This is a genomic window from Gordonia effusa NBRC 100432 (assembly GCF_000241305.1).
Lineage (GTDB): Bacteria > Actinomycetota > Actinomycetes > Mycobacteriales > Mycobacteriaceae > Gordonia > Gordonia effusa.
Window position 1 is genome coordinate 1 of record NZ_BAEH01000070.1, and the last position, 22023, is coordinate 22023.

Annotated in this window: 27 protein-coding genes; 20 read left to right on the top strand and 7 right to left on the bottom strand. The window is 62.1% G+C overall.

The features are described 5' to 3' along the window. Positions 1 to 371 precede the first annotated feature (371 nt). A complete protein-coding gene (locus GOEFS_RS12370) occupies positions 372 to 731 on the bottom strand; it encodes an HNH endonuclease (RefSeq protein ID WP_040525050.1) in 360 nt (119 codons plus the stop codon). A gap of 48 nt (positions 732 to 779) precedes the next feature. Here GOEFS_RS12370 and GOEFS_RS12375 point away from each other — a divergent pair, with 48 nt between their 5' ends. Next, complete coding sequence (locus GOEFS_RS12375; protein WP_007318254.1) at positions 780 to 1652, top strand: hypothetical protein; 873 nt, start codon at positions 780 to 782, stop codon at positions 1650 to 1652. 151 nt (positions 1653 to 1803) lie between these two features. Continuing rightward, on the top strand, positions 1804 to 3516 hold the full coding sequence (gene ctaD, locus GOEFS_RS12380) for an aa3-type cytochrome oxidase subunit I (protein ID WP_007318255.1): 1713 nt from the start codon (positions 1804 to 1806) through the stop codon (positions 3514 to 3516). A 97-nt stretch (positions 3517 to 3613) separates the two neighbouring features. Here the strand turns inward: ctaD and GOEFS_RS12385 are convergent, their stop codons facing one another. Beyond that, positions 3614 to 4201, bottom strand: a complete 588-nt coding sequence (locus tag GOEFS_RS12385; RefSeq protein WP_007318256.1) for a TetR/AcrR family transcriptional regulator — start codon at positions 4199 to 4201, stop codon at positions 3614 to 3616. Between the two features lie 106 nt (positions 4202 to 4307). Between GOEFS_RS12385 and GOEFS_RS12390 the strand changes: the two genes are divergently transcribed. Further along, complete coding sequence (locus tag GOEFS_RS12390; protein WP_007318257.1) at positions 4308 to 5366, top strand: oxygenase MpaB family protein; 1059 nt, start codon at positions 4308 to 4310, stop codon at positions 5364 to 5366. Between the two features lie 27 nt (positions 5367 to 5393). Here the strand turns inward: GOEFS_RS12390 and GOEFS_RS12395 are convergent, their stop codons facing one another. Then, positions 5394 to 5678, bottom strand: coding sequence for an Rdx family protein (locus GOEFS_RS12395; RefSeq protein ID WP_007318258.1), 285 nt, complete (start codon positions 5676 to 5678; stop codon positions 5394 to 5396). 57 nt (positions 5679 to 5735) lie between these two features. On the opposite strand from GOEFS_RS12395, the gene GOEFS_RS12400 reads away from it, so the two are divergent. The 8 genes from GOEFS_RS12400 (at position 5736) to GOEFS_RS12435 (ending at position 14227) form a co-directional block, all read left to right on the top strand. Then, positions 5736 to 6497 carry a maleylpyruvate isomerase family mycothiol-dependent enzyme gene (locus GOEFS_RS12400; protein WP_007318259.1) on the top strand — a complete coding sequence of 254 codons (762 nt, stop codon included), beginning with the start codon at positions 5736 to 5738 and terminating at the stop codon, positions 6495 to 6497. Position 6498: 1 nt separating this feature from the next. Next, positions 6499 to 6969, top strand: a complete 471-nt coding sequence (locus tag GOEFS_RS12405) for an acetyltransferase (protein WP_007318260.1) — start codon at positions 6499 to 6501, stop codon at positions 6967 to 6969. A 46-nt stretch (positions 6970 to 7015) separates the two neighbouring features. After that, positions 7016 to 8344 (top strand): dihydrolipoyl dehydrogenase family protein, encoded by a 1329-nt coding sequence (locus tag GOEFS_RS12410; protein ID WP_007318261.1) that lies wholly within the window; start codon positions 7016 to 7018, stop codon positions 8342 to 8344. Positions 8345 to 8428: 84 nt separating this feature from the next. Next, the gene (locus tag GOEFS_RS12415; RefSeq protein ID WP_007318262.1) at positions 8429 to 8797 is read left to right on the top strand and encodes an Rv0313 family protein; all 369 of its coding nucleotides are present in this window, start codon (positions 8429 to 8431) and stop codon (positions 8795 to 8797) included. 129 nt (positions 8798 to 8926) lie between these two features. Then, positions 8927 to 11020, top strand: coding sequence for an ArnT family glycosyltransferase (locus GOEFS_RS12420; protein ID WP_007318263.1), 2094 nt, complete (start codon positions 8927 to 8929; stop codon positions 11018 to 11020). A gap of 217 nt (positions 11021 to 11237) precedes the next feature. Next, positions 11238 to 11540, top strand: coding sequence for a YiaA/YiaB family inner membrane protein (locus GOEFS_RS12425; RefSeq protein WP_138917995.1), 303 nt, complete (start codon positions 11238 to 11240; stop codon positions 11538 to 11540). Positions 11541 to 11691: 151 nt separating this feature from the next. Beyond that, positions 11692 to 12900 (top strand): acyl-CoA dehydrogenase family protein, encoded by a 1209-nt coding sequence (locus tag GOEFS_RS12430; protein WP_007318265.1) that lies wholly within the window; start codon positions 11692 to 11694, stop codon positions 12898 to 12900. A gap of 52 nt (positions 12901 to 12952) precedes the next feature. Continuing rightward, positions 12953 to 14227, top strand: a complete 1275-nt coding sequence (locus GOEFS_RS12435) for a WS/DGAT/MGAT family O-acyltransferase (protein WP_138917996.1) — start codon at positions 12953 to 12955, stop codon at positions 14225 to 14227. 2 nt (positions 14228 to 14229) lie between these two features. On the opposite strand, the gene GOEFS_RS12440 is transcribed toward GOEFS_RS12435, so the two are convergent. Continuing rightward, a complete protein-coding gene (locus GOEFS_RS12440; protein ID WP_007318267.1) occupies positions 14230 to 14691 on the bottom strand; it encodes a hypothetical protein in 462 nt (153 codons plus the stop codon). Further along, positions 14688 to 15356, bottom strand: a complete 669-nt coding sequence (locus GOEFS_RS12445; protein ID WP_007318268.1) for an RNA polymerase sigma factor — start codon at positions 15354 to 15356, stop codon at positions 14688 to 14690. Before GOEFS_RS12445 ends, GOEFS_RS12440 begins: the two co-directional genes overlap by 4 nt. 76 nt (positions 15357 to 15432) lie before the next feature. On the opposite strand from GOEFS_RS12445, the gene GOEFS_RS12450 reads away from it, so the two are divergent. From GOEFS_RS12450 to GOEFS_RS12480, 7 genes are all read left to right on the top strand, one after another. After that, positions 15433 to 15882 carry an Asp23/Gls24 family envelope stress response protein gene (locus GOEFS_RS12450; protein WP_007318269.1) on the top strand — a complete coding sequence of 150 codons (450 nt, stop codon included), beginning with the start codon at positions 15433 to 15435 and terminating at the stop codon, positions 15880 to 15882. Further along, positions 15882 to 16223, top strand: a complete 342-nt coding sequence (locus GOEFS_RS12455; RefSeq protein WP_007318270.1) for a hypothetical protein — start codon at positions 15882 to 15884, stop codon at positions 16221 to 16223. The genes GOEFS_RS12450 and GOEFS_RS12455 overlap by 1 nt, the downstream gene beginning before the upstream one ends. Next, the gene (locus GOEFS_RS12460; protein ID WP_007318271.1) at positions 16223 to 16402 is read left to right on the top strand and encodes a hypothetical protein; all 180 of its coding nucleotides are present in this window, start codon (positions 16223 to 16225) and stop codon (positions 16400 to 16402) included. The genes GOEFS_RS12455 and GOEFS_RS12460 overlap by 1 nt, the downstream gene beginning before the upstream one ends. Next, positions 16395 to 16862: an Asp23/Gls24 family envelope stress response protein gene (locus GOEFS_RS12465; protein ID WP_007318272.1), complete on the top strand. Its 468-nt coding sequence runs from the start codon at positions 16395 to 16397 to the stop codon at positions 16860 to 16862. Before GOEFS_RS12460 ends, GOEFS_RS12465 begins: the two co-directional genes overlap by 8 nt. After that, entirely contained in the window at positions 16859 to 17440 is a 582-nt protein-coding gene (locus GOEFS_RS12470) for a hypothetical protein (RefSeq protein WP_007318273.1), read from the top strand. Before GOEFS_RS12465 ends, GOEFS_RS12470 begins: the two co-directional genes overlap by 4 nt. Then, positions 17437 to 18015, top strand: coding sequence for an Asp23/Gls24 family envelope stress response protein (locus tag GOEFS_RS12475; protein ID WP_007318274.1), 579 nt, complete (start codon positions 17437 to 17439; stop codon positions 18013 to 18015). Before GOEFS_RS12470 ends, GOEFS_RS12475 begins: the two co-directional genes overlap by 4 nt. Before the next feature lie 61 nt (positions 18016 to 18076). Further along, the gene (locus tag GOEFS_RS12480) at positions 18077 to 18274 is read left to right on the top strand and encodes a CsbD family protein (protein ID WP_007318275.1); all 198 of its coding nucleotides are present in this window, start codon (positions 18077 to 18079) and stop codon (positions 18272 to 18274) included. Positions 18275 to 18371: 97 nt separating this feature from the next. On the opposite strand, the gene GOEFS_RS12485 is transcribed toward GOEFS_RS12480, so the two are convergent. Then, positions 18372 to 19280 (bottom strand): hypothetical protein, encoded by a 909-nt coding sequence (locus tag GOEFS_RS12485; protein WP_007318276.1) that lies wholly within the window; start codon positions 19278 to 19280, stop codon positions 18372 to 18374. A gap of 32 nt (positions 19281 to 19312) precedes the next feature. After that, positions 19313 to 19891, bottom strand: coding sequence for an HhH-GPD-type base excision DNA repair protein (locus GOEFS_RS12490; RefSeq protein ID WP_007318277.1), 579 nt, complete (start codon positions 19889 to 19891; stop codon positions 19313 to 19315). Between the two features lie 32 nt (positions 19892 to 19923). On the opposite strand from GOEFS_RS12490, the gene GOEFS_RS12495 reads away from it, so the two are divergent. Both GOEFS_RS12495 and GOEFS_RS12500 read left to right on the top strand, forming a co-directional pair. Beyond that, positions 19924 to 20424, top strand: coding sequence for a hypothetical protein (locus GOEFS_RS12495; protein ID WP_007318278.1), 501 nt, complete (start codon positions 19924 to 19926; stop codon positions 20422 to 20424). Positions 20425 to 20521: 97 nt separating this feature from the next. Further along, complete coding sequence (locus GOEFS_RS12500; RefSeq protein ID WP_007318279.1) at positions 20522 to 21976, top strand: sugar porter family MFS transporter; 1455 nt, start codon at positions 20522 to 20524, stop codon at positions 21974 to 21976. Positions 21977 to 22023: the final 47 nt, after the last annotated feature.

Below are 22023 nucleotides of genomic sequence, written 5' to 3' on the forward strand. Positions count from 1 at the left end.
GCCCTCGGATGCCATTGAGGGGGACGAGAATTCACGCGTGGGTTACGCAACGTGACATTGTGTGCAACTGCCCCTGCCGCACAACCGTATTCGACTCGCTTTGGTCTCGAAACGCGCGCGTCTCGCTAGCGCTCGCCGAGCGCACTCGACCAGCCAAGGCGGCGCGTCTCGCTAGCGCTCGCCGAGCGCACTCGACCAGCCAAGGCGGCGCGTCTCGCTAGCGCTCGCCGAGCGCACTCGACCAGCCAGGGCAGCGGGTCTCGCTAGCGCTCGACGAAACGTAGTCCGCCGCCCCTCGTTGGTCGAGTGCCGTCGCACGAGCTTGCGAGCCCGGCGGTGTATCGAGACCGCTCAACCCGAAGGCTCCGACGTCACGACACTGAGAATTCCTGTACCAGCGCGCGGCTGATCGCGACTTGCCGCTCCAGGAATGTTCGCTCGTCCAGCTTTTTGCGGCGCATCCATGTCGTCAACTCGCTGTTGCATTTGCTCGCGTTGCAGGATCGGCATGCCGGAACCACGTTGGTCAGGGTGTAGCGTCCGCCACGCGAAATTGGCAGCATGCAATCTTTTTGTGGCGCAGCATCTTTCGCGCCGCAGTAGGCGCAGCCGGACCAGTGCGACTTCAACGCCGACCACTGAGGGTCGGTGAGGTCGTGGTCTTGTTGGGCCATCCGCTTCTTTCGGCGACGTGCGTATCGCGCTGCGCGGGCGGGGCTCTTGGACGGCATCGGCCGAGCGTAGCGCGCTTCTACCCAATGAGGTGGGACGCGACGCGCATGAGCATCGACGTCCGCAATGAACGTGTCGCGCCATACACTGACGTGGTGATTATCGAGATCGGCGATCCGGTCACCCTCGGGGTTTCCGACGACAAAGCGACGTTGCGGTTCGGCGAGGAGCCGAAGAAGTCTGAGGGGTATGTTGGCCGACGTCTACTCTTCCTGGACGGCGAGCCCGCTTATGAGCTCAGCTTCTGGTGTGGCACTTGCCAATTCGTGTTTCGAAGGCTGGAAGGGGCGAATAGAACCCTCTCCGAGGAAGAACTACGCGAGCGCTTGTCTGAGGATGCGAGCACACTCGACCCGGCCATCGTCGATACCTACGGCCAATTGCTCGGCGAGGGAACGTATCTCCCGCTGCTACTGCGGATCGAACCGAAACTCGTCACCCCGTCGGGAGACGACGACTACTTCAGCACCGAACAGATCGCAACCTGGGGAATTCGAAACTTTTGGGGGCTCCCGGAGTATCCCGCGACGCCCTACTACCGAACTTTTCAGACCGCCGTCGACGACGATTCCCACTTCTTTGAGTTCGTTGTTCCGATGGTGCCGCCGTCGTGGAATGACTCAGCGCGGGTAGATGACTACGCGTCGCGGCTGGAGCAGGGGCGAATCCCTACAGCCGTCGCGGTCGCAACACTTGACGTCTGCGCTCCCGCGACCGACACGATGGCGACCGACTACTACCGCCATTGGGCTTTCACCCATTTCCTGCTCGACGGCCATCACAAGTTGGCAGCAGCGGCGCGATCAGGCAGGCCGGTTCAACTATTGACGTTGGTCGCACTCGATGACTGTCTCGCGACACAGGAGGAACGCGACCGGCTAGTCGAGATTCGGCAGAAGCAGCACCGACCGCGCCGATGAACGCGGTCATCGACGTAGCGATCAAGTTGGCCGGCGGGATCGCGGACCGGAGTACCTGAGCAGACGGGACCTTTTGCTCTGCTGGAGCAGAATTTGCCGTGGAAACCTTCTTGCGAGACGCAATCCTTGTGTTCTTCGGGAAGGATGTTCGGTGGTCACAAGCAGCCCAGCGGAGAGTGGGGCAATAGAACGGCCGGTAGCGAGTCGTCCGTATCCGGCGCGCGCCGGGCTGAGAGGCTCATTGCTCTACCGGCTCATCACGACCACCGATCATAAGCTGATCGGCGTCATGTACATAGTCTCTGCCTTTGTCTTCTTTGTGATCGGTGGATTGCTCGCGCTGCTGATGCGTGCCGAACTCGCGCATCCGGGAATGCAGTTTCTTTCAACCGAGCAATTCAATCAAGCGTTCACTATTCACGGCAGCATAATGCTCCTGCTCTATGCGATGCCGTTGGCGTTCGGCTTGGCAAACTATCTTTTGCCAATTCAAATCGGAGCACCGGATGTCGCATTCCCGCGTCTTAACGCGTTGGGCTTCTGGCTATTCCTATTCGGCGGACTCGTCGTCGCTGCCGGGTTCGCGACGCCCGGCGGCGCCGCCGATTTCGGCTGGACCGCCTACACACCGCTATCGGACGCGGTTCATTCTCCCGGCGTGGGCGGCGACCTTTGGTTCATGGGAGTGGCCGTCGGCGGGTTGGGTAGTATTCTTGCCTCGGTCAACTTCATTACCACGGTCTTCTGCCTGCGCGCACCGGGGATGACGATGTTTCGTATGCCGATATTCACCTGGAATATCGTCATCACCAGCATCTTGGTATTGCTGATCTTCCCGCTCCTCTCCGCGGCGGTGATCGGCATGGAAGTGGATCGACGTTTCGGCGCGCACCTGTTCGACCCGGCCAACGGTGGCGCGATGCTGTGGCAGCATCTGTTCTGGTTCTTCGGCCATCCTGAGGTATACGTGCTGGCACTGCCATTTTTCGGGATCGTATCCGAGATATTCCCGGTATTCAGCCGCAAACCCATCTTCGGCTATTCGGGTCTTGTCTATGCGACGGGCTCGATTGCCGCCCTGTCAGTGGCCGTATGGGCACATCATATGTATGTGACCGGCGCGGTCCTATTGCCCTTCTTCGCTTTCATGACTTTCTTGATCGCGGTACCGACCGGTGTGAAGTTCTTCAACTGGATCGGCACGATGTGGAAAGGTCACCTAACCTTCGAAACTCCCATGTTGTTCTCAGTCGGATTTATCGTAACGTTTCTGTTCGGAGGTCTGACTGGCGTCCTTCTTGCTAGCCCGCCGCTGGACTTTCATCTATCGGATTCATATTTCGTGGTCGCTCACTTTCATTACACTCTGTTCGGGGCGATCGTCTTCGCCGCGTACGGCGGCATCTACTTTTGGTTTCCCAAGATGACCGGTCGGATGTTAGATGAGCGCCTAGGAAAGATTCACTTCTGGCTCACATTCGTAGGTTTCCACGCGACGTTCCTTGTCCAACATTGGCTGGGAAATGAGGGTATGCCGCGCCGCTACGCCGATTATCTTCCGTCAGACGGCTTCACGGTGCTGAATATGGTCTCCACGGCTGGTTCGGCGATTCTCGGGGTGTCCGTGCTGTTCTTCTTCTGGAATGTCCTTCGCAGCTACCGGTTCGGTGAAGTGGTCACCGTCGACGATCCGTGGGGATTTGGAAACTCACTCGAGTGGGCGACAAGTTGCCCGCCGCCGCGTCACAACTTCACCGAACTTCCGCGAATCCGGTCCGAACGTCCGGCATTTGAATTGCACTACCCGCACATGGTGGAGCGTATGCGCGCCGAGGCCCATTCCGGCTCGGACCACACGCAATAACGTCACATGCGACGAGCAGACTAGCGCGGCGTCTGCGACGACGGCTTCGTAAAGGGCTGGTATGTCGCCTGATTGAGATTGGGGCAACCTCGCGCGACTATCGAAGCAGCGTCGCGACCGCGCGGTTCACTACGGCGTCGAGGTCGTTGCCCAAATGTCCAGTAAGCCATTGCTGAGCCAGCTCGGCCATCGCGCCGGTGAACATCGCTGCGCGAACGCGGTTGTCGATCGGATCGCTATCGCCATGATCTTCGGCCAGGGTGAGCTCCAGCAAGAGATCTTGGGCTGCGGCTCGGCGTGCGATGAGCACGGGATGGGCGCGCGCGTCGGTGAATAGCACCCGGCCGCGTCGAGGGTCGCCTGAGCCGAAGCCCAGCACAGCGCGGATTCCGGCTCGGACGCGAGCGGCGTCGGAATCGCCAGCCGCGGTCAACTCCGCTTCGATCGCCGCGGACATGTCGAGGGCGACCTGGTCGTAGATCGCTCCGAGCAGTTCGTCCGTGTCGGCGAAACTCTCGTAGAAGTATCGGGTGTTGAAACCGCAAGCGCGACAGACTGATCGAACTGATAGACCGGATTCGCCCTGAGTGCCGAATATCTCGAAGCCGGCCGCGACTAGCTGCGACTTTCGTTCGGCACGACGATCCGCAAGCGGAACGCCCGCCCATCGGGTGGGACTGGACACCGGATCAGCATACGTCGGATGAAGGAAAATGCGACAAAGTCTGGTCACATGCGTGTCCAAAAGGTATTCTGGATACAACCGTTACCAAACTTGGGGAGGAAACACGATGCTCGTGTCTCTGCCGTCGGTGAAGCTGCCAGATGTACCGCAACTCGGCGCGGTCGGCAGGGTGCCAATCGCGTTGCCGCATCAATATATTGGCAAGTGGCTCAACGATCGCTTCGACGAGAATGTCAAGGCGAAATTCTTCCGCGGAATGGAATTCGAGGACCCAGTGGGCGACCCGGGCTGGTTCGGTCCGGATAGTCCCACGTGGCATGTGCACTCACACACGCCCGCGCTGATTTTCGGACTGCAGTGCGCGGCGTATCTCGAACGCCTCGATCCGAGTATCTACTGGATGGGGATGCATCATTCTCGCCTGGTCAAGCCGTCGAAGAACGGTTTGACGGCCCAGATCGATCCCGCGGGTGCCAATATTCGCCTCGGACATTCGCTGGCCTTCTTCATCGGAACCGCCTATGGCTCAACCGAGACCGCTGAGCGGCTCGCGCGAACTGTTCGCGCGATGCACCACACCATCAAAGGTGTTCGGCCCGACGGACTTCCATACGACGCCGACAATCCTGAATGGCTGCGATGGAATTACGCGACGGTAGTGTGGGGTATCGCCACGGCACATGAGATCTATCATCCGAATCCGTTGCGAGGCAAGGAACTCGACAAGTATTACGCCGAGTTCGTTCGCGTCGGCCACGCGCTCGGCGGGACTGATCTTCCCGCGTCGAAGGCAGATACGCTGACCTGCTTGCAGGAGTATTTGCCGAAGCTGGGACTCACCTACGGCAGTGCGATGGCCACCGGCGCCAACGTGACTCACCCGGCTCAGGCGGCAGTGGATTGGGCGATCCGCGACACCATGCCGTCCTGGGCGGCGCAACTGGTGATGTACCGCGCGCCCAACGCTATCGAACGTCGCGCGCGTCGCAGCGCGGTGTGGTCGGCGATCAACGGACTGCACCTCAGTATGGGGGAGGCCCCGGAGTTCGCCGCCGCCCGACGTCGCGTCGCGGGCGGGACAACGGTGCCCCACACCGAGCCGTCCTATGTGCTCGGTACCGACCCGCTGCTCGACCGGAACGAGGTCGAGGCGGCATTCTCCTAGTCGCTCAAGCGATTTCGACATCGGCCGCTAGTCAGCCGCACGGTCGGCGTGTCCCAGATTCCAGTCGGGTAGCGCGAGATCGCGCACCACTTGTTTGAGAGTGGCTGCATCAGGAAAGCCGCCATCGCGTTTTCGTTCCCAAACACGTTTCCCGTCTACGTCGATGAAGAATACGCCGCCGGTGCCGGGCACAAGTGTGACTGATCCGAGTTCGGCGCCAAAGGTATTAAGCAATTCCGATGCCATCCACGACGCGCGCAGAAGCCAGTTGCATTGTGTGCAGTAGGTGATGGAGATCTGCGGACCAGTCATGGGGCAACCCTGCCAGATGCGGGAGAATTCGGCACCTCGGCGTGCGACGATGAAGAGATGGACCGGCTGGCAGTCATCTCCGCGCAATCGCAACGGCTTGTCGACGTGTTAGCTGGCGTTGATCCCGACCGTCGATGTCCAACGTGCCCGGACTGGAGTGCCGCCGACCTACTGTGGCACCTGACCGAAGTGCATCTGTTCTGGGGTGCGATCTTGGCGCGAAACATACTGAGTAGCAACGAATTACTCGATATTCAGGAAGCGAAACCAGCGCGGCCGCAGAGCTGGGTCGATCTGGTCGCGCTGCGCACGGACGCAACGGATAAGCTCGTGAAAGAACTCGCCGCCAAGGGCGATGAGGAGCCGTTGTGGTCGTGGTGGCCCGCCGATCAGACGGTTGGCTTCACTCGCCGAATGCAGACGTACGAAGCGACGATGCATCGCGTTGATGCCGAGCTGGCCGCTGGTCTGCCGATTACTCCCATTGCCGCCGACGTCGCCGCGGGTGCGATCGACCATGTTGTCGACGTCATGTGGGACCCGATGCCAGCGGACGGCGATTACCGCGCCGAGGCGATTGTCGAGTTGGTCGCCACCGACATTGACCAGCGGTGGCTGGTGGAAACAGGACGTTGGGCTGGATCGAATGGCAGTGGGCGCAGGGCGGTGCGTGCACAGTCGGCGACTGCGAGGGCAACAGTTGCCGGCACGGTGGAGCAACTTGCACTGTGGGCATGGACACGCGATGACCAGGTGACTCTTGCCGGTGAGGTCGACGCCGTAGAGTCGATCAAATCCGTTGTGAAACAGGGGATATGACTTGAATACGCTTTCGATTCGCCTCCGCCCGACGTCGGGTTCGAGCGAATACCTTGAGCTAGTCCATATTTGGCGCAGCGCGGTCGACGCGACACACCAGTTCGTCAGTGCCGAACATCTCGATCAGATCGAGAGCAAGCTTGCCAGTGACTATCTGCCCAACGTCGGCCTCACCGTCGCCGAAGTCGAAGGCCGTACGGTCGGATTCTCCGGCGTCGCCGACGGTCGCCTGGAAATGTTGTTCGTCGACAACGACTTCCGTGGCTGTGGCGTCGGAACCGCGCTGCTCGACGCCGCGCTTTCCGCGTTGCCGACATTGGCCCTCGACGTCAATGAGCAGAACGCGGCCGCCGTCGACTTCTACCGACGGCGCGGGTTTGTCCGTACCGGGCGCAGTCCGGTGGACGCCGATGGACTTCCATATCCTTTGTTGCACATGCGTTTCGGAGGCGGCGGTGAGACTCGACCATGATCGCCCGCCTCAGGTAACCAGGCCCGATTCAAACGAAAGGTGTGATATGTCAGTGGATTTCGATGTGATCGTGTTGGGCGGCGGCGCGCCTGGTGAGCACTGCGTCGGTGAATTGGTCGATGCTGGTCTGCGCATCGCGGTAGTGGAGCGCCGGCTCGTCGGCGGTGAATGTTCCTATTACGCGTGTATCCCGTCGAAGACGTTGCTTCGACCTGGTGAAGCAGTACACGAGGCGCGGGAGGCGTTGGCAACCGCGGAGATTGACGCCGAAGCGGCACTTGCGTGGCGCGACTTCATGGTCTCCGACTACGACGACACGGGTGCGACGCAATGGCTCACCGACAAGGGCGTAACGCTGCTTCGTGGTCAAGGCAGGCTCGATGGCCCAGGTGCCATCACCGTGGACGGAAAACGTTACACGGCAACCGATATCGTCATCGCGACCGGGTCTGATCCGTTGATCCCACCGGTCGACGGGCTGGGAACTCTCGACGGCGTGTGGACCAACCGGGAGGCGACCGCGATGAGCGCGGTGCCCAAGCATCTGCTGGTCCTGGGCGGCGGAGCTGTCGGAGTCGAGATGGCCCAGGCTGTTCATCGACTCGGTGGCAAGGTGACGCTCGTAGGGTCCGGTGATCATCTGCTGCCGCGCGAGCCGGAACCGTTAGGGCGAGCCTTGGGGGATGCGCTGTCCCGCGACGGAATTGACCTGGTGTTCGGAGCTCGTGCCACCGCGGCGCGCAGCGATGGTGACGAGTACATCCTTGTTCTCGACGACGGTCGGGAACTGCGTGGTGACAAACTGCTGGTCGCGACGGGACGACGGTTGCGCGTCGACGACATCGGGTTGGAGAGTGTTGGCATCGACCCGGACCGTCATGGAATAGCGACCGATGCGCGGGGCAAGGTGGCCGACGGATTGTGGGCTGTTGGAGATGTCACCGGCCAGTGGCTGCTGACTCATGTCGGCAAGTACCAGGGCGAAGTGGTGGCATCGAATATCCTTGGGCGACAACGTGAAGCCGACTATGCGGCAGTGCCACGGGTGGTATATACCGATCCGCAGGTGGCGGCTGTGGGTGCTACGGAGGCGGCGTATGCCGCGACCGTGCCGATCAATTCGGTGGCCAAGATGGCCACTTACTCGCGCAATTATGCTGACGCCGTTGGTTTTCTGACGCTGCTGAGTGATGGTGAGAAATTGGTCGGTGCCTACGCCGTCGGGCCGGAAGCGGGCGAGTGGCTGCAGCAGGCGACACTAGCTGTCCGCGCGCGAATCCCGCTCGACATTCTCTCGGACACCATCCAGCCGTTCCCGACGTTCGCAGAGATCTTCGTCGGTGCACTTAAAGCGCTCCGGGAGCAGATCGGCTAGCGGCGGCGAGGACCTGGTAGCTAACCGGGCCATTGCGGTGGACACTGGTAACCAGTGGAGTTACCCGCTGCAAAGGAGCAGGCCATGGCAGATAGTGATAAACCGTTCGGCTTCGGTCCCGGTGAATTCGACGAGTTCGCCCGCGAAGCTCGGGAGAATCTTCGAGCGATGCTGGGCAGGTTCGTGGTGAGCCAAGGTGGACGTGATGCGTGGATGTCGATGTTCGACGATGCGAAGCGACGACCCCAACCGACGCCCCAGCCGGAGACCACCGGTGAGGCCGGTAGCGGAGTATGGGCAGTCTTCGTGACTGACGACGACGGTGGTGCGCGCGTTGAGCAGGTGTTCGCTTCCGAACTCGACGCACTGCGCGCCCACCAACACAACACCGATGTCGGTCGGAAAGTACGTTTCCTGCCCTATGGCATCGCGGTAAGTGCCCTCGACTCCTGACTCACGGCGAGCCGGCTGACCGCGCGAGCAATAGCTCGTCGATCGGAAGCCGCGGTTCGATGAAGTCGTACAGCAAGTTCCCAGACTTGTGGCATGGGGGTTCCAGTCGACGTTGACAGTGTTGACGCCATGACCACAGTGATGACTCGATCTACGCAGCCGGCCACTGGCCGCCACGCCGCTGCACCGACCAAGCCCCGCGCGCTGGCGCGTCGGTGGCGCCCAGAACCCCGGCAGTGGGCACTTTTCAGCCTCCTCGCCGCTACCGCTGTCCTGTATTGCTGGAATCTGTCCCGCAATGGCTGGGGCAATGATTTCTACGCCGCCGCGTCGCAATCGGGTGGAATGAGTTGGAAAGCCCTGCTGTTCGGCTCACTCGATCCGGCAAATTCGATCACCGTGGACAAACCGCCGGCGGCGACCTGGATTTCCGGGCTGTCGGTCCGGATCTTCGGACTGTCCTCGTGGTCGGTCTTGGTTCCGCAGGCGATTATGGGTGTTCTGTCGGTGGCACTTGTGTACGGAGCGGTCCGTCGTGTGCTGCTCAGGTCGGGTTCGGCCCAGACCGCGACCGCAGGTGCGTTGATCGCCGGTGCGGTGCTTGCGCTGACCCCAGCCGCCGTGTTGATCTTCCGCTTCAACAATCCCGACGCGCTGCTGGTGTTGTTGATGACTGCCGCCGCGTACTGCGTTGTGCGTGCCTGTCAGGCGGCGTCGTGGCGCTGGTTGGCTCTCTGCGGTGTCGCGTTAGGTTTCGCCTTTCTGACCAAGATGTTGCAGGGGTTGCTGGTGCTGCCCGGGTTTGGGGTGGCATATCTGCTTTTCGCCCAGACGACGTGGCTGCGTCGTATCCGTGATCTGGCGATAGCGACTGTGTCCCTTGTGGTTTCGGCGGGCTGGTATGTCCTGTTGGTCGAATTGTGGCCGGCCGACTCACGCCCCTACGTCGGTGGGTCCACGAACAACTCGTTCATGGATCTGGTACTCGGCTACAACGGAATGGCTCGAATTCTCGGCCGATCCGGATCCGGCGGCGGAGGCCAGGGTGGCCCCGGCGGTTCGGGCGCGCCCGGGTCTTCATTCGGCGGAAGCACGGGGTTGGATCGTCTGTTCAGCAACGAGATGGGTAATGAGATTTCCTGGTTACTGCCCGCAGCACTGCTGGTGCTCGTCGTCGGGATCGCCCTCGCGGTCCGGCGTCGGCTCGATCGCGATATCGCCTTGGGGCTCACCGTCTTTGGCACCTGGTTGGTGATCACCGGAGTGGTATTCGCCTATATGAGCGGAACAGTGCATCCGTACTACACGGTGGCATTGGCACCGGCGATCGCCGCCGTGGTCGGCATCGGCGCGACGATCGGATGGCGCAGCCGTGAATCCTGGTATGGCACAGTATTTCTCGCCGCCTTGGTGGTTGCGGCCACCGGTTGGGGTGCTATCCGCGCCTACCGAGCGGGGTTTGGTTGGCCGGTGCTCGGCTGGGTCCTGGGCGCTCTCGCGGTGATAGCCGTCGGCGTGCTGTTGGTCGGCCGACATTGGACTGGCAAGCGGGCCGCGGCCCTCGCGACGGCGCTTCTGGTCGCCGGTGGGACTGCGATCGGTGCCTTCGGAATCGCGACCGCCAACACGACGCATACCGGTTCGATTCCAACCGCTGTGGCGACGTCGAAGAGTTCGGCTGGCTTCGGCGGCGGTGGTCAAGGTGGCCCCGGTGGTCAAGGTAACGCCAGTCGACAAGGCGGCCCGGGCAGTCAAGGTGGCGGCCAAGGCGCACCGTCGGGCGTCCCGACTGGTGGTAACCAGGGCGGAGCCGGCGGTCAGTCCGGTGGTCCGGGTGGTAAGCCCGACGGCTCGACGCGGACGTCGGCTCGCAACGCGGGCGGTACCGGCGGACCCGGCGGTGGATCGAGCAATGCCGCGGTCGTGTCGCTGCTGAAGTCGACGGATACCACTTGGGCGGCGGCCACCGAAGGAGCCCAGTCGTCGGCGCCACTGCAACTGAATTCGGGCAAGGCGGTGATGGCGATTGGCGGTTTCACCGGTGATCCCTCGCCGACCCTAACTCAGTTCAAACAGCTTGTGGCACAGGGGAAAATCTCCTACTACATCGCGGGCGGAGGTGGCGGCCCGCAGCGGTCCAGTGAGATCTCCACCTGGGTGCAGCAGAACTTCACCGCGACCACTGTCGGCGGCACCACGGTGTACAAGTTGACGACCAGCTAGGCGTCGGCACTGAAATGAACGGCCCGGGAGTTCTGCACCCGGGCCGGTTCGTTTGCTCTAATCTGTGCGCTCACACTCAGCGGGGGAGCATGGCCCCTGACGCCGTCCAGGTCGCAGATTTGAGCGACCGCTTCGACTTACCTGAGCGGAACTGCCCGTAGCGATTGAGTAGCATTACGCAACCGCTGGGCCCTGGCTGGCGGCAATGCTGATGCACATGGATACCCGAACGATCCCCCAATCAACCACGGCCGCCTTCTTCATTCAGTCGGTGATCGCATTCGGCGCGAGTTTGGCCGCAGCGATCGTCGGAATGCTTTATCTACCGATGGACCCCTGGCAACGAGGTTTCATCGGAATAACAATCCTGTTCCTGACCTCGAGCACGTTCACCCTGTCTAAAGTGGTTCGCGACCGCCAGGAACAGGCGCAGGTGATGGCTCGTATCGACGAAGCGCGAGTCGAGCGACTGATTGCCGATCACGACCCCTATACCCACAACAAGACCAACGCCGCGTAGTCGGCGCCGAAACAACCGCCCCGGTGCGCTTGCCCGGGGCGGTTGTGATGTCGGGAGTGGGTTGGATTCACCCGGAGCGCAACTGTGGTCGCCTGCGGCGTCGCGCGCGACACTGATCGGCGATCAGTCCCGTGACGAAAGCAGAACTTCGATGACCACCTCGACCGCCAGCTACACCGACGTCCAGCTCGACGAGATCTTCGATCCGCTCTACGCGCGCATCGCGCAGGGGGCGGTGGCCCGTGAGGTCGACCGTCAGTTGGCCTACGACGAGGTCGAGTGGCTGCGCGAGGCGAAGTTCGGTGCGCTGCGGGTGCCGGTGGAATTCGGCGGCTACGGAGTGAGCGTTCGTCAGTTGTTCCGGCAGTTGATCAAACTCGCCGCCGCGGAATCCAATCTGCCGCAGGCACTTCGGGTTCACTGGTCCTTCGTCGAAGATCAGGTGCTGGCAGACGATTCGCAGGCTCGCACCAAGTGGCTGACCGAAGTCGCCGAAGGAAAGCTGGTTGGCAATGCGATTACCGAGCCGGGGGTTGGCGCGGTCGATCGCTACCGCACGACGGTCACCGGTCCCGACGACGAGCTCGTCGTCAACGGAACCAAGTACTACAGCACGGGGAGCCTGTACTCCGACTACATTTTGATCGCCGGGGACCGCGATGGTGAGCGGGTCGGCGTCCTGGTCGACGCCGACGCCGAAGGAGTGACTCAACATGATGACTGGGATGGTTTCGGCCAGCGGCTGACGGCAAGCGGCACAACAGAATTCGCCGACGTCACAGTTTCCGGTGACCGGTTGCTGGGCCCAGGTTACGGCGCGGCGGGACGCACCTACGGCACCTCCTACCTCCAACTGGTCCAGTTGGCAGTGCTAGCCGGCATTGCGCAGCGCGCCACCGACGACACCGCTGGCTGGGTACGCGACCGCACTCGCACCTACACCCATGCGGTCGCCGATCTTCCTCGGGAAGATCCGTTGGTGCAGCAGGTGATTGGCCGGCTGTCGTCAGCGGCATTCAGTGCTCGTGCCGCGGTTCTCGACGTCGCTGACACCCTCGACGCGGTACTGGCTCAGGGCGCGAGCGATCCGGAATTGCTCGACGCCGCCGAATTCGACGTCGCGCGGGCGCAAGCCGCGGTCATTCCAACCGTCCTCGCAGCTACCACGGAGCTATTCGAGGTTGGTGGCGCGTCGATTACCTCCGAGCGGTTGCGCCTGGATCGTCACTGGCGTAACGCCCGTACCATCTCGGTCCACAATCCGCTGATCTACAAGTTGCAGTCGGTCGGTGACCGAATTCTCAACGGTGCAGATCTGCCTTACGCATGGAGTGCGGGGGCGCGGCCAGCCGCTGACTGATACCGCTCGCGGCGACGGCCATCGGCGCGGTTAAGGTGGCGTCGTGGTCCGCATGACGCCAAACGACGCGCAAGCCTACTGGCTGGCGGCAAAGATGCACAGCGATCAATTCCTGCTGTTCGCATTCGATCAGATGGGCGTCGATGTCGAGACGGTGATCTCGGGCCTGATATTGCGGGCCGAGAGCATCGATGATCTGAATCTTGTTGTGCGCGAAACCTTTGCCGATCTTGACTACCCGTATTGGGTCCACTCGCGTGCCCGTCGTGACCAGATTCGAGTACGTGAGACGTCAGAGCTGAGTTGGCGCCAATGTCTCGACGACGTGGCCGGTCTGATCAGCGACCAACTCGATCCGAGGCGGGCGGCATGGCGAGTTCACCTGTATACCCATGTCGTCGATGCCCCCGATGGCGGTGCGCCGGGTTCAGTTGCCGTACTACAGATTTCACACGCGTTGGCCGATGGCAGGGGCGCGACCGCGTTGGCGCGACAGCTATTCGGTAGCGAAGCGCTCCCGCCCATGATCGGCGGTCACCGATCACCTGGGGTTCTCGCGCCCGCTCGTGGACTTCTGCGATTCCCCGCGCAACTGGCCGGGATAGCCGTCCGGGGCCGTCGTGCGTATCAACTGAGCAAAGACAAGGAGCCAGCGCTGTCATCGTCGGAGTCGGGTCGGCTCAACCTTTCTCCGGGAGATGACCGCCAGTTGCGAGTCATCGTCGTGAATGCACAGGCTCTGCGAATTGGCGAACAGAGTATTACGATCGGCGCGATCATCGCGATATCGCGAGCGCTGGTAGACGCGGGTCTCATCGGAATGAGACAGCGGTTTGCCGTTGAACTCACCATCGCCCGCCACCGAGCGTCATTGGCGCGCAACAACTTCTACAATGCTCCCATCGACACTCACCAAGAGATCGACGATGTGGAGCTGCGAGCGAAAGCCATCGCCGCCGAGATCGACGATGCTCGTCGTCGGGATCAGACCCCGGCGCGGGTGGCCTCGCGAGAAGCCGCAGCGGCGACGCCGGCGGTGCTGATGCACTGGGGCGTGAGGGCTTTCGACTCATCGGCTCGCTCGGCAACGGTCACCGGTCATACGGTCGTGTCGTCGGTGAACCGCGGCACCGCCGACTTGCGACTGGGTGTCGGCGCGGTTCGATTCACAACCGGCTTTCCGGCGTTGTCGACGATGCAGGGGATGACGCACGGCATACATGGCATCGGCGGGACCGTGGCAATCTCGGTGACGACGAGCCGAGCGGTGGTACCCGACGTCGACGCCTACGTTCGAAGTCTCGAATTACGTTGTGGCAGAGGCTGAAATCAGTTGAGCCAATCTCGGCTGTAGACGTCTTGCCAGCGCACATGGATATTCGTGCGGGCCGAGGCGGAACCGTATTCGCCGATGGTAGCTACCAACACATCCTCGACGACGTCGCGGACGCGGTCGGACATCGCCGGCAGATCGTCGCGATAGCGGGCAACCAGCCCGATGCGAGCTCCGGTGACATCGTCCTCGTCATTGACGAGAACTTGTGCATACACGACCAAGCGGCCGACTTGGGACCGGATTCTCGTCGCCAGCAGAGTCTTGACCACCCGGTCGGATACCAGAACGCCGTCGACGTCGGTGCCGAGTGAACGCGCTGGACGAATGACGTTGGTCATGGTGGTGGTGATCGACGAGATGAGCCGCTCTACCTCTCCGATCGGAGGGTCGAGTTCACGCGCAGCGGCGATCAGCCAGCCGTCGGTCGCGTCGTCGTCGATATGAAGATTGCTCATCGTGGTTCACCTCCCGATGTCTGATTTTGCGGGTCGGCCTGTTGGGATTGTGGCACATATCCCGGTCGCCAGACGTCCAGGCGTTCGGCGAGCTGCTTCCGACTGCGTTGCAAATGCCCTCGAGCCGAACCCGGAGTAATGCGCAAAACGCTGGCGATCTCGTCCAGGGAAAGTCCCTCTACCTCGCGTAACCACCAACAGGCTCGGGCCGCCGGACTCAATTGGGACAACTCGAAGGTTAAGGCCTCGCGCAGGGACGAATGCTCGACGCTCTCCGCGGGTTCGGGCGCGGGGGACGGTAGCGCGGCGAAATCGTCGGTCTCGGTGGGTACATCGCGTCGACGCCGATAGTGATCGACTGCCTTGCGATGGCCGATGGAGAACACCCAGGTGCGAAACGAGCTGCGAAATGCGAAGTCGGGCAGCCCTTTCCAGGCATGTAGCAGGGTTTCCTGGGCGAGATCCTCGGCCACGTGCTGATCGGACACCATCCGCCGCAAGTAGCGCAATAGGACCGGCGTTAGGCGGGTGACCAGGACCGCGAAGGCATCCCGGTCGCCCACGGCCGCAGCGCCAGCCAACTCGTCGTCGGACAGGTCTTCGAAGGTAAATCCCGCGGTGTGAGCGGGATCACTCGAATTAGTCCGTGCTGTTTCGTGCTCCACTGCGACTGACCTTATAGCACCTCGAATCTGAGTGCAGACGGCATTGATGCCGCAGGACCGAGAGAAGGAGACTGCCATGTCGCAGACCGCTGAAATCACCTCCGACGACAAGACCCGCGCGGATTCGTCGCTGGTCGGCGATCGCGGACGTACTTCCATCGCCGACGTTGTGGTGGCGAAGATCGCCGGTATCGCTACTCGTGAGATCGACGGAGTTCACGACCTCGGTGGCAGCGCGGAGCGAGTGGTCGGCAAGGTTCGCGAAGTTCTGCCCGGCACCGCCACCAGTACCGCGCAGGGCATCAGCGTTGAGGTTGGCGAACTGGAGGCGATCGTCGAAGTCGCCATCGTCGCCGATTACGGCGTGGCCCTACATCAACTCGCAGCTGCGATCCGTCGCAACGTGATCTCGGCGATCGAGCAGATGACCGGCTTGCAGGTAACCGAAGTCAACGTAACCGTGCACGACATCAACTTCGGCGACGACGATGATGACGCTGCCGACGAGTCTCCGCGAGTCCGGTAATGAACGCCACCGAAACCGGCATCGACTCCGCTGATCGTGCCGAGCGCATCGCCCATGCGGTGTTGTCGGTTCTCGGCGTGGCCGGCCTCGACGGTGGACGTTTTGGTGAGGTCGCAACATATTTGCCGGGACGTCGAGTGACCGGAGTGTCGCTCGATGACGAGAAGGGCGAGGTGCACATTGTGGTGGCCTGGCCCGCCGAAGATGACCTCGCGCGCAGCCTCGATCTCCTCGCCACCGCCGAGAACGTTCGGAAGGTGGCGCAGGAGATCGCCGGTGTGCCGATCACTGTGACAGTCGAAGACATCGTCGCTACTGGACGCGACGGAACGGAGCACTGATGAACAACGCAGCATTAGGATTGTTCGCTGGCCTGCTGATCGCGATCGCCACTGCGGCAGGGGGTTTCGGTGGATTTGTACTCGCCCTCCTACTGGGAGGGATTGGTCTGGTAATCGGACTCAGTCGCGATGGTGTCATCGATCTGGGTGCACTGCTGCGGAGCCGGAACCGTGGCTGACGACCAAGGAAGCCTGATCGTTCGGCGTCGCGTCTACGAGAAGTTGGCCGAGCGGGCCGCACTGTCTGTTGACGACGTCCTCGCCCAATCGACCGGGTTCACGGCGGCATTCGATGATCAGGCGTCTAACAGCGCCGCCCTATACCGAAATCTACCCCGCGCGGTGGCGCGCGACGACGGTTCGGCGATCTCGTTGTCGATTGCCGTCCGCTGGCCCGCCCGCGTCAGTGACGTTTGTCGCACGGTCAGTGACCAGGTGATCGACGATCTCGTTCGCTATACCGGCGAGCGCCCGCAACGCGTGGATGTTGATGTAGCGCAACTTGTTTCGGAACAGTCGACGAGTGTGGGCGGCACGTCGGGTACGCGTGACAAACCGCAACGCCGACGCCGGTCGGGGTTCATCGACCTTCCCCCGGCCGGTGATGCGGTCGACTTGAGGAAAGCTGCAAGCTCATGAGTTCCACTGATGCGTCCCACCCGCTGGACGACCGCGCGCCCGCCGCGAATCCGGCGGCGATCCTCATCGGCGGATTGGCCGGTCTGGGATTGCTCGGACTGGCTGGCGTGGCCGTGCACGACTTGATAATTCGCGCCGGATGGGTTGGCGGGACGGAATGGTTAACCGCCGCAACCGGATGGGTTGATCGACTCACTTGGCAGTCGTGGATGTGGCCAGCGTCGATCGGACTGGTCTTCGTCGGCCTGGGCCTGCTGTGGCTCTCGATCCGGCCGCGCCGTAAGGAGTACACAGCGATTTCGGGCGGTCGGGGATTGTGGACTCGCCGATCCGATATCGCGCGGCGATGCAGCAGCGTCGCCGCTGCGAAGGCGGGATCGGCCAGCGCCTCGACTGTTGTCAAACGTCGGAAAGTGACGGTGACTCTGGGGGCGCGCGGACCGGTGGATACGGTCGCGGTCCAGGAGGCAGTTGCCGCGGAATTGGCTGAAATTGGTGCGCGCCAGCGCGTTTCGATCAAACTGACCCACCGCACCCTTCCTGCCGCCACCAACGATGATCAGGAGGAAAGCGCATGAATCGTCTTCCCGCGACCGTGCATCGCCTCGTGGTGTTTGTCCTGGCCGTCGGCGCGATCGTAGTCGGCGGTGGAGCACTCGCGTGGCGGCTGAACTTGTCGCCGATCAAGGGCTGGATCGAACGGATCGACACCGGCGCGGTTGTCCGGTTCGCCGACGGCTCGTGGTGGACCGCGGTACTTTTCGGTATCGTGGTGCTTGCGGTCATCCTCGCAGTGATACTCCTGGCGACGGTGGTCCGGCCGATGAAAGCACAACGATTGGTGCTGCCCGCCAGTTCTTCGACCGGTGATCTAACGGTCGAACCAGGGCTCATCGCCAACGCCGCCGCCAACGATTTGGCCAGCAAGCCGATCATCCTGGCTGCCAAAGGCCGGGCGATCAATGACCGCGGCCGCTTGGTCATCCGACTTACCGTCCGAGCGTATTCGACTCGGCCGTTCGCCGACCTGGCGAAGGTTTGCTCAGATGCGACGGACGCGATAACAGATGCTCTGGACGGCGCCCCGGTGCAAACGCAGGTGCTGCTCCAGCTGGAACATCCGGACCCGCAAAAGCCTGCTGTCGCAGCGTAATTGGCGGTTTCGGAGGATAAGGGCCGGACTGTACCGGCCACCACTAGAAAGGGATGTGTTCATGGGACTCGATGACAAAATCTCGAACAAAGCCGAAGACCTCGGCGGCAAGGCTAAAGAGGCAGCCGGAAATGTGACCGGCGACGATCAGCTCAAGGGCGAAGGCAAAGGCGACCAGATCTCGTCCGCGGTCAAGGATGGCGTGGAGAGCGTCAAAGACGCGGCAGGCAAGGTCAAAGACAAGCTGACCGGCAACTGATTCGAGTCGGCCCCGCCTCGCGGAGCTCTAACTAGTGAGCGGCGGACGTACCGGGAAACTCCGGAACGTCCGCCGCTTGCTTGCTGCCGTCGCCGAACTATTCGTATGCCGAATACTCGGCCGAACCAGCAGCACCCGAGCCCCCGGCGTTAAGAGTGCGGCCGCTATTGTTGCCGCCGCGAGTCAAACGTTTGGGTAGGCGATCGGCGAGGTTGCCCAGCGGTGCCACGGACGCCGTAAGCAGGTCTACCGTTTCGCGTAGGTCTTTCACCGTGTCCTGCATCGCGATCAGGCTCGGTGCGAGCGAACTGATCGTCTCGGTCAGCTCGGTGACGCGATCGAGTGGACCACCCGGTGCGATCGCGCGCTCCACCGCGCCGTTCTCGCCGACGAGCTGATCGAGCAAGCCGCCGTCGTCGGCCATCCGATCGATGATTCCCCCGGGTTCGGCGATTTTCTCCAACACGCCGTCGGGGGCGGTCAGCTTGTCGACGATGCCATTCTCCGAGGTAAGGCGCTCGAGGATGCCCTCGCTCTCGGTGAACTGATCGACGACGCCGCCGGTGCGAGTCAGCCGGTCGAGCGGGCCACCCTTGGCGGTCAGTCGGACCAGGATGCCGCCGTCCTCGGTCATCTGGTCGAGGAGGCCGCCGGGTTCGGTGAGTTTCTCCAGAATTCCGTCGTCGGCGGTGAGTCGGTCGACCACACCGTCGGGAGTGAGCAGTCGATCGACCGGACCGTTGGAGGCGAGCACTCGACCGAACGGGCGGTCGGGGCCGAGCAGTTCGGACAATTGCGAGAGCAGGGCAAGCGGCGTTCGGGCCGCGGCCAAGTTGTCCTCCTCAACCCCGAGCAGGTCGTTGAGTTCATGTTGCACGCCCTCGGCGGTGACTCGCGCGATCGAAACGGCGGATTCGACTGCGGTCAGGGCGACACCGGTGACGGCGAAACCCAGGCGAAAAGGCAGCCCGATGAGGGTCCGGGCATCAACCTTCGGGGTATCCATGGCTAAAACCTTAAGGCACCGCGCTGACGGTGTCAGCCACCGGCCGTTTCTGCTTTGGCCCGCGCTTTCGCGGCCTTCTTGAAGTCCCGAACCTGCTGTAGCGACTCGCCGTCGACGACGTCGGCGACCGAGCGGAATCCCTTCTTGCTGTAGTCGCCGGCAACTTTCGTCCAGCCCGCGGGTTTGACGTCGAGCTGCTTGGCGAGGAGCGCGACGAAGATCTTGGCCTTCTGGTCGCCGAAGCCGGGAAGCGCGCGTAGTCGCGCGAACAATTCGTCACCGGTCTTCGCGCCGGTCCAGAGGCTGGCGGTGTCGCCGTCGTAGTCATCGACGATGGCCTGCGCGAGCTGCTGAACGCGCCCGGCCATCGACCGACCGTAGCGATGAATCGCAGGCGGGGTCGAACATAAATCCGCGAACGCTTCGGGTTCGGTTGCGGCGATAGCAGCGGGCTCCATCGACCCGAATCGGTCACGGATCTTGGCTGGTCCGGCGAATGCGCGCTCCATCGGGAACTGCTGGTCGAGAAGCATCCCGGTCAACAGTGCGAACGGGTCGTTGGACAGCAATTCGTCGGCCGAGGGTTCTTGAGCTATCTGCAACTTCGCCATTCGATCAGTGTAATAGCCATTACCATTGCCCCATGCGCTTGCGGTTGAAGGTAATTACAGCTGGATTGATCGCTCTGGGACTGGGCGTCGGCGGTGTCGGCTCGGCGTCGGCGGTTCCGCGCAGCGTCGAGCCGAATCTGGTCAAGACCCTCCGATGTGATGTGCCTGATCCGTGGCCGGGCCCGCCGCTGCGGACCTATGTCGACGTGTTCAATCAAGTCGCGTATCCGTCTGATGGATTGCCGGGTCCGGTGATCACTCTGATCGCCACCAACCCGAGACTGCAGGGTGGCACGCAAGGATTCTTGGAATACACCTCGGAGACGACGGTTACCTGGCGCAATCTCACGACCGGGCGTACCGGGCGAGTCTTGGTGCCCACCCGGGCGCGGGCAAACACCTGGGAGGTGAATATCCACTCCGGCAAGGGGCGGGTGGCGTTCACCATTCGCCAAAAGGTTGGGGCGTTGGCCTTTGTGCCAATGGTCAATCCGCAGTATTCGTCCTGCCGCGGTACCGCTTCAGCCGTGTGATCGGGCGCCGCGCCGATCACCAAATCCCGCATACCGCTAGGTAATTCGGCGTAGTGTGACCTTACTTGCGGCGAATTTCCAGTGCGGCGAAGGGACAATGGTGTCAGAAGCTCATCAGGCAGAGGTTTCCGAACAACACGTCGCGAAGGTCCTAGGCGTCACCGTCGCCGCGGCCGTCGGTGGCTTCTTATTCGGTTTCGATTCGTCGGTAGTCAACGGCGCGGTCAATTCGATTCAGAGCAACTTCGCGCTCGGCGACCTCTTTACCGGATTCGCGGTGGCGATCGCGTTGCTCGGTTGCGCGGCCGGCGCGGCATTCGCGGGCCGGTTGGCCGACATCTGGGGTCGCAAGCGAGTAATGCTCATCGGCTCGGTGCTATTCATCATTTCCGCGATTGGCACCGCGTATACCCAGACAATTCCCGATCTGCTGCTCTGGCGCGTGCTCGGTGGTCTTGGCATCGGTATCGCGTCGGTGATCGCGCCGGCCTATATTTCCGAAATCGCCCCGGCGCGGTTTCGTGGCGCGCTCGCTTCGATGCAGCAGCTGGCCATCACACTCGGCATCTTTGCCGCATTGCTGTCGGACGCTCTGCTGCGCGACGCGGCCGACGGCGCGTCGAATGACCTGTGGTGGGGGTTGGAGGCCTGGCGCTGGATGTTCCTCGTCGGCGTGGTCCCGGCTGTCGTGTATGGCGTTCTGGCACTGCTGATTCCAGAATCGCCGAGATACCTCGTGGGGCGAAACCGAGACGAGGAAGCCGCCCGAATTCTGCAAGAGGTTACCGGTGAGATCGACCCGCTGAATCGCGTCAAGGAAATCAAGCTGACGGTGAAGCGGGAAGCGGCGTCATCGATCCGCGATATCACCGGACCGACATTTGGCTTGCATCCGCTGGTGTGGGTGGGCATCTGGTTGGCGATCTTCCAGCAGTTCGTTGGCATCAACGCGATCTTCTACTACTCAACGACGCTATGGCAGTCGGTCGGTTTCAGTGAGAGTCAGTCGTTCACAACATCGGTAATCACCGCGGTGATCAATGTGGCAATGACTTTTGTGGCAATACTTTTCGTGGATCGTGTCGGTCGGCGAAAGCTGTTGCTATTCGGTTCGGTCGGTATGTTCATTGGGCTGCTGATGGCGTGTATCGCGTTTACTCAGCAACAAGGATCGGGTGACAACGTCACATTGCCGGATGGTTGGGGCGTCGTAGCGTTGATCGGTGCCAACCTCTTCGTCGTGGCCTTCGCGGCGACGTGGGGACCGATCATGTGGGTGATGCTGGGTGAAATGTTCCCCAACCGCATCCGTGGAGTGGCACTCGGCGTATGCACCGCGGTGAACTGGATCGCCAACTTCACCATTTCCATGTTGTTCCCGCAGATGACCAAAGTTGTTGGGCTGGCATGGATTTACGGCTTCTTCGCCTTCTGCGCGGCGGCGTCATATCTCTATGTCACGCGCTATGTTCGCGAGACCAAGGGGCTGGAGCTGGAGGAGATGGATTCCGTCGCGGCCGAACGGTTGTCGGAGATTAAGACGAAGCACTGATAGACCGACGACTTCGCTTGGTGCGTGTGTGGATGCGGCACAATGAG

Bases quoted from the DNA above. Each gene is read 5' to 3' on its own strand.
- GOEFS_RS12420 (WP_007318263.1), top strand. From the start codon at position 8,927: ATGACCACAGTGATGACTCGATCTACGCAGCCGGCCACTGGCCGCCAC.
- GOEFS_RS12460 (WP_007318271.1), top strand. From the start codon at position 16,223: ATGAACAACGCAGCATTAGGATTGTTCGCTGGCCTGCTGATCGCGATC.
- GOEFS_RS12470 (WP_007318273.1), top strand. From the start codon at position 16,859: ATGAGTTCCACTGATGCGTCCCACCCGCTGGACGACCGCGCGCCCGCC.
- GOEFS_RS12415 (WP_007318262.1), top strand. From the start codon at position 8,429: ATGGCAGATAGTGATAAACCGTTCGGCTTCGGTCCCGGTGAATTCGAC.
- GOEFS_RS12430 (WP_007318265.1), top strand. From the start codon at position 11,692: ATGACCACCTCGACCGCCAGCTACACCGACGTCCAGCTCGACGAGATC.
- GOEFS_RS12395 (WP_007318258.1), bottom strand. From the start codon at position 5,678: ATGACTGGTCCGCAGATCTCCATCACCTACTGCACACAATGCAACTGG.
- GOEFS_RS12450 (WP_007318269.1), top strand. From the start codon at position 15,433: ATGTCGCAGACCGCTGAAATCACCTCCGACGACAAGACCCGCGCGGAT.
- GOEFS_RS12375 (WP_007318254.1), top strand. From the start codon at position 780: ATGAGCATCGACGTCCGCAATGAACGTGTCGCGCCATACACTGACGTG.
- GOEFS_RS12490 (WP_007318277.1), bottom strand. From the start codon at position 19,891: ATGGCGAAGTTGCAGATAGCTCAAGAACCCTCGGCCGACGAATTGCTG.
- GOEFS_RS12475 (WP_007318274.1), top strand. From the start codon at position 17,437: ATGAATCGTCTTCCCGCGACCGTGCATCGCCTCGTGGTGTTTGTCCTG.
- GOEFS_RS12410 (WP_007318261.1), top strand. From the start codon at position 7,016: ATGTCAGTGGATTTCGATGTGATCGTGTTGGGCGGCGGCGCGCCTGGT.
- GOEFS_RS12435 (WP_138917996.1), top strand. From the start codon at position 12,953: ATGACGCCAAACGACGCGCAAGCCTACTGGCTGGCGGCAAAGATGCAC.
- GOEFS_RS12440 (WP_007318267.1), bottom strand. From the start codon at position 14,691: ATGAGCAATCTTCATATCGACGACGACGCGACCGACGGCTGGCTGATC.
- GOEFS_RS12500 (WP_007318279.1), top strand. From the start codon at position 20,522: ATGGTGTCAGAAGCTCATCAGGCAGAGGTTTCCGAACAACACGTCGCG.
- GOEFS_RS12495 (WP_007318278.1), top strand. From the start codon at position 19,924: ATGCGCTTGCGGTTGAAGGTAATTACAGCTGGATTGATCGCTCTGGGA.
- GOEFS_RS12370 (WP_040525050.1), bottom strand. From the start codon at position 731: ATGCCGTCCAAGAGCCCCGCCCGCGCAGCGCGATACGCACGTCGCCGA.
- GOEFS_RS12485 (WP_007318276.1), bottom strand. From the start codon at position 19,280: ATGGATACCCCGAAGGTTGATGCCCGGACCCTCATCGGGCTGCCTTTT.
- GOEFS_RS12455 (WP_007318270.1), top strand. From the start codon at position 15,882: ATGAACGCCACCGAAACCGGCATCGACTCCGCTGATCGTGCCGAGCGC.
- GOEFS_RS12480 (WP_007318275.1), top strand. From the start codon at position 18,077: ATGGGACTCGATGACAAAATCTCGAACAAAGCCGAAGACCTCGGCGGC.
- GOEFS_RS12390 (WP_007318257.1), top strand. From the start codon at position 4,308: ATGCTCGTGTCTCTGCCGTCGGTGAAGCTGCCAGATGTACCGCAACTC.
- GOEFS_RS12400 (WP_007318259.1), top strand. From the start codon at position 5,736: ATGGACCGGCTGGCAGTCATCTCCGCGCAATCGCAACGGCTTGTCGAC.
- GOEFS_RS12425 (WP_138917995.1), top strand. From the start codon at position 11,238: ATGGATACCCGAACGATCCCCCAATCAACCACGGCCGCCTTCTTCATT.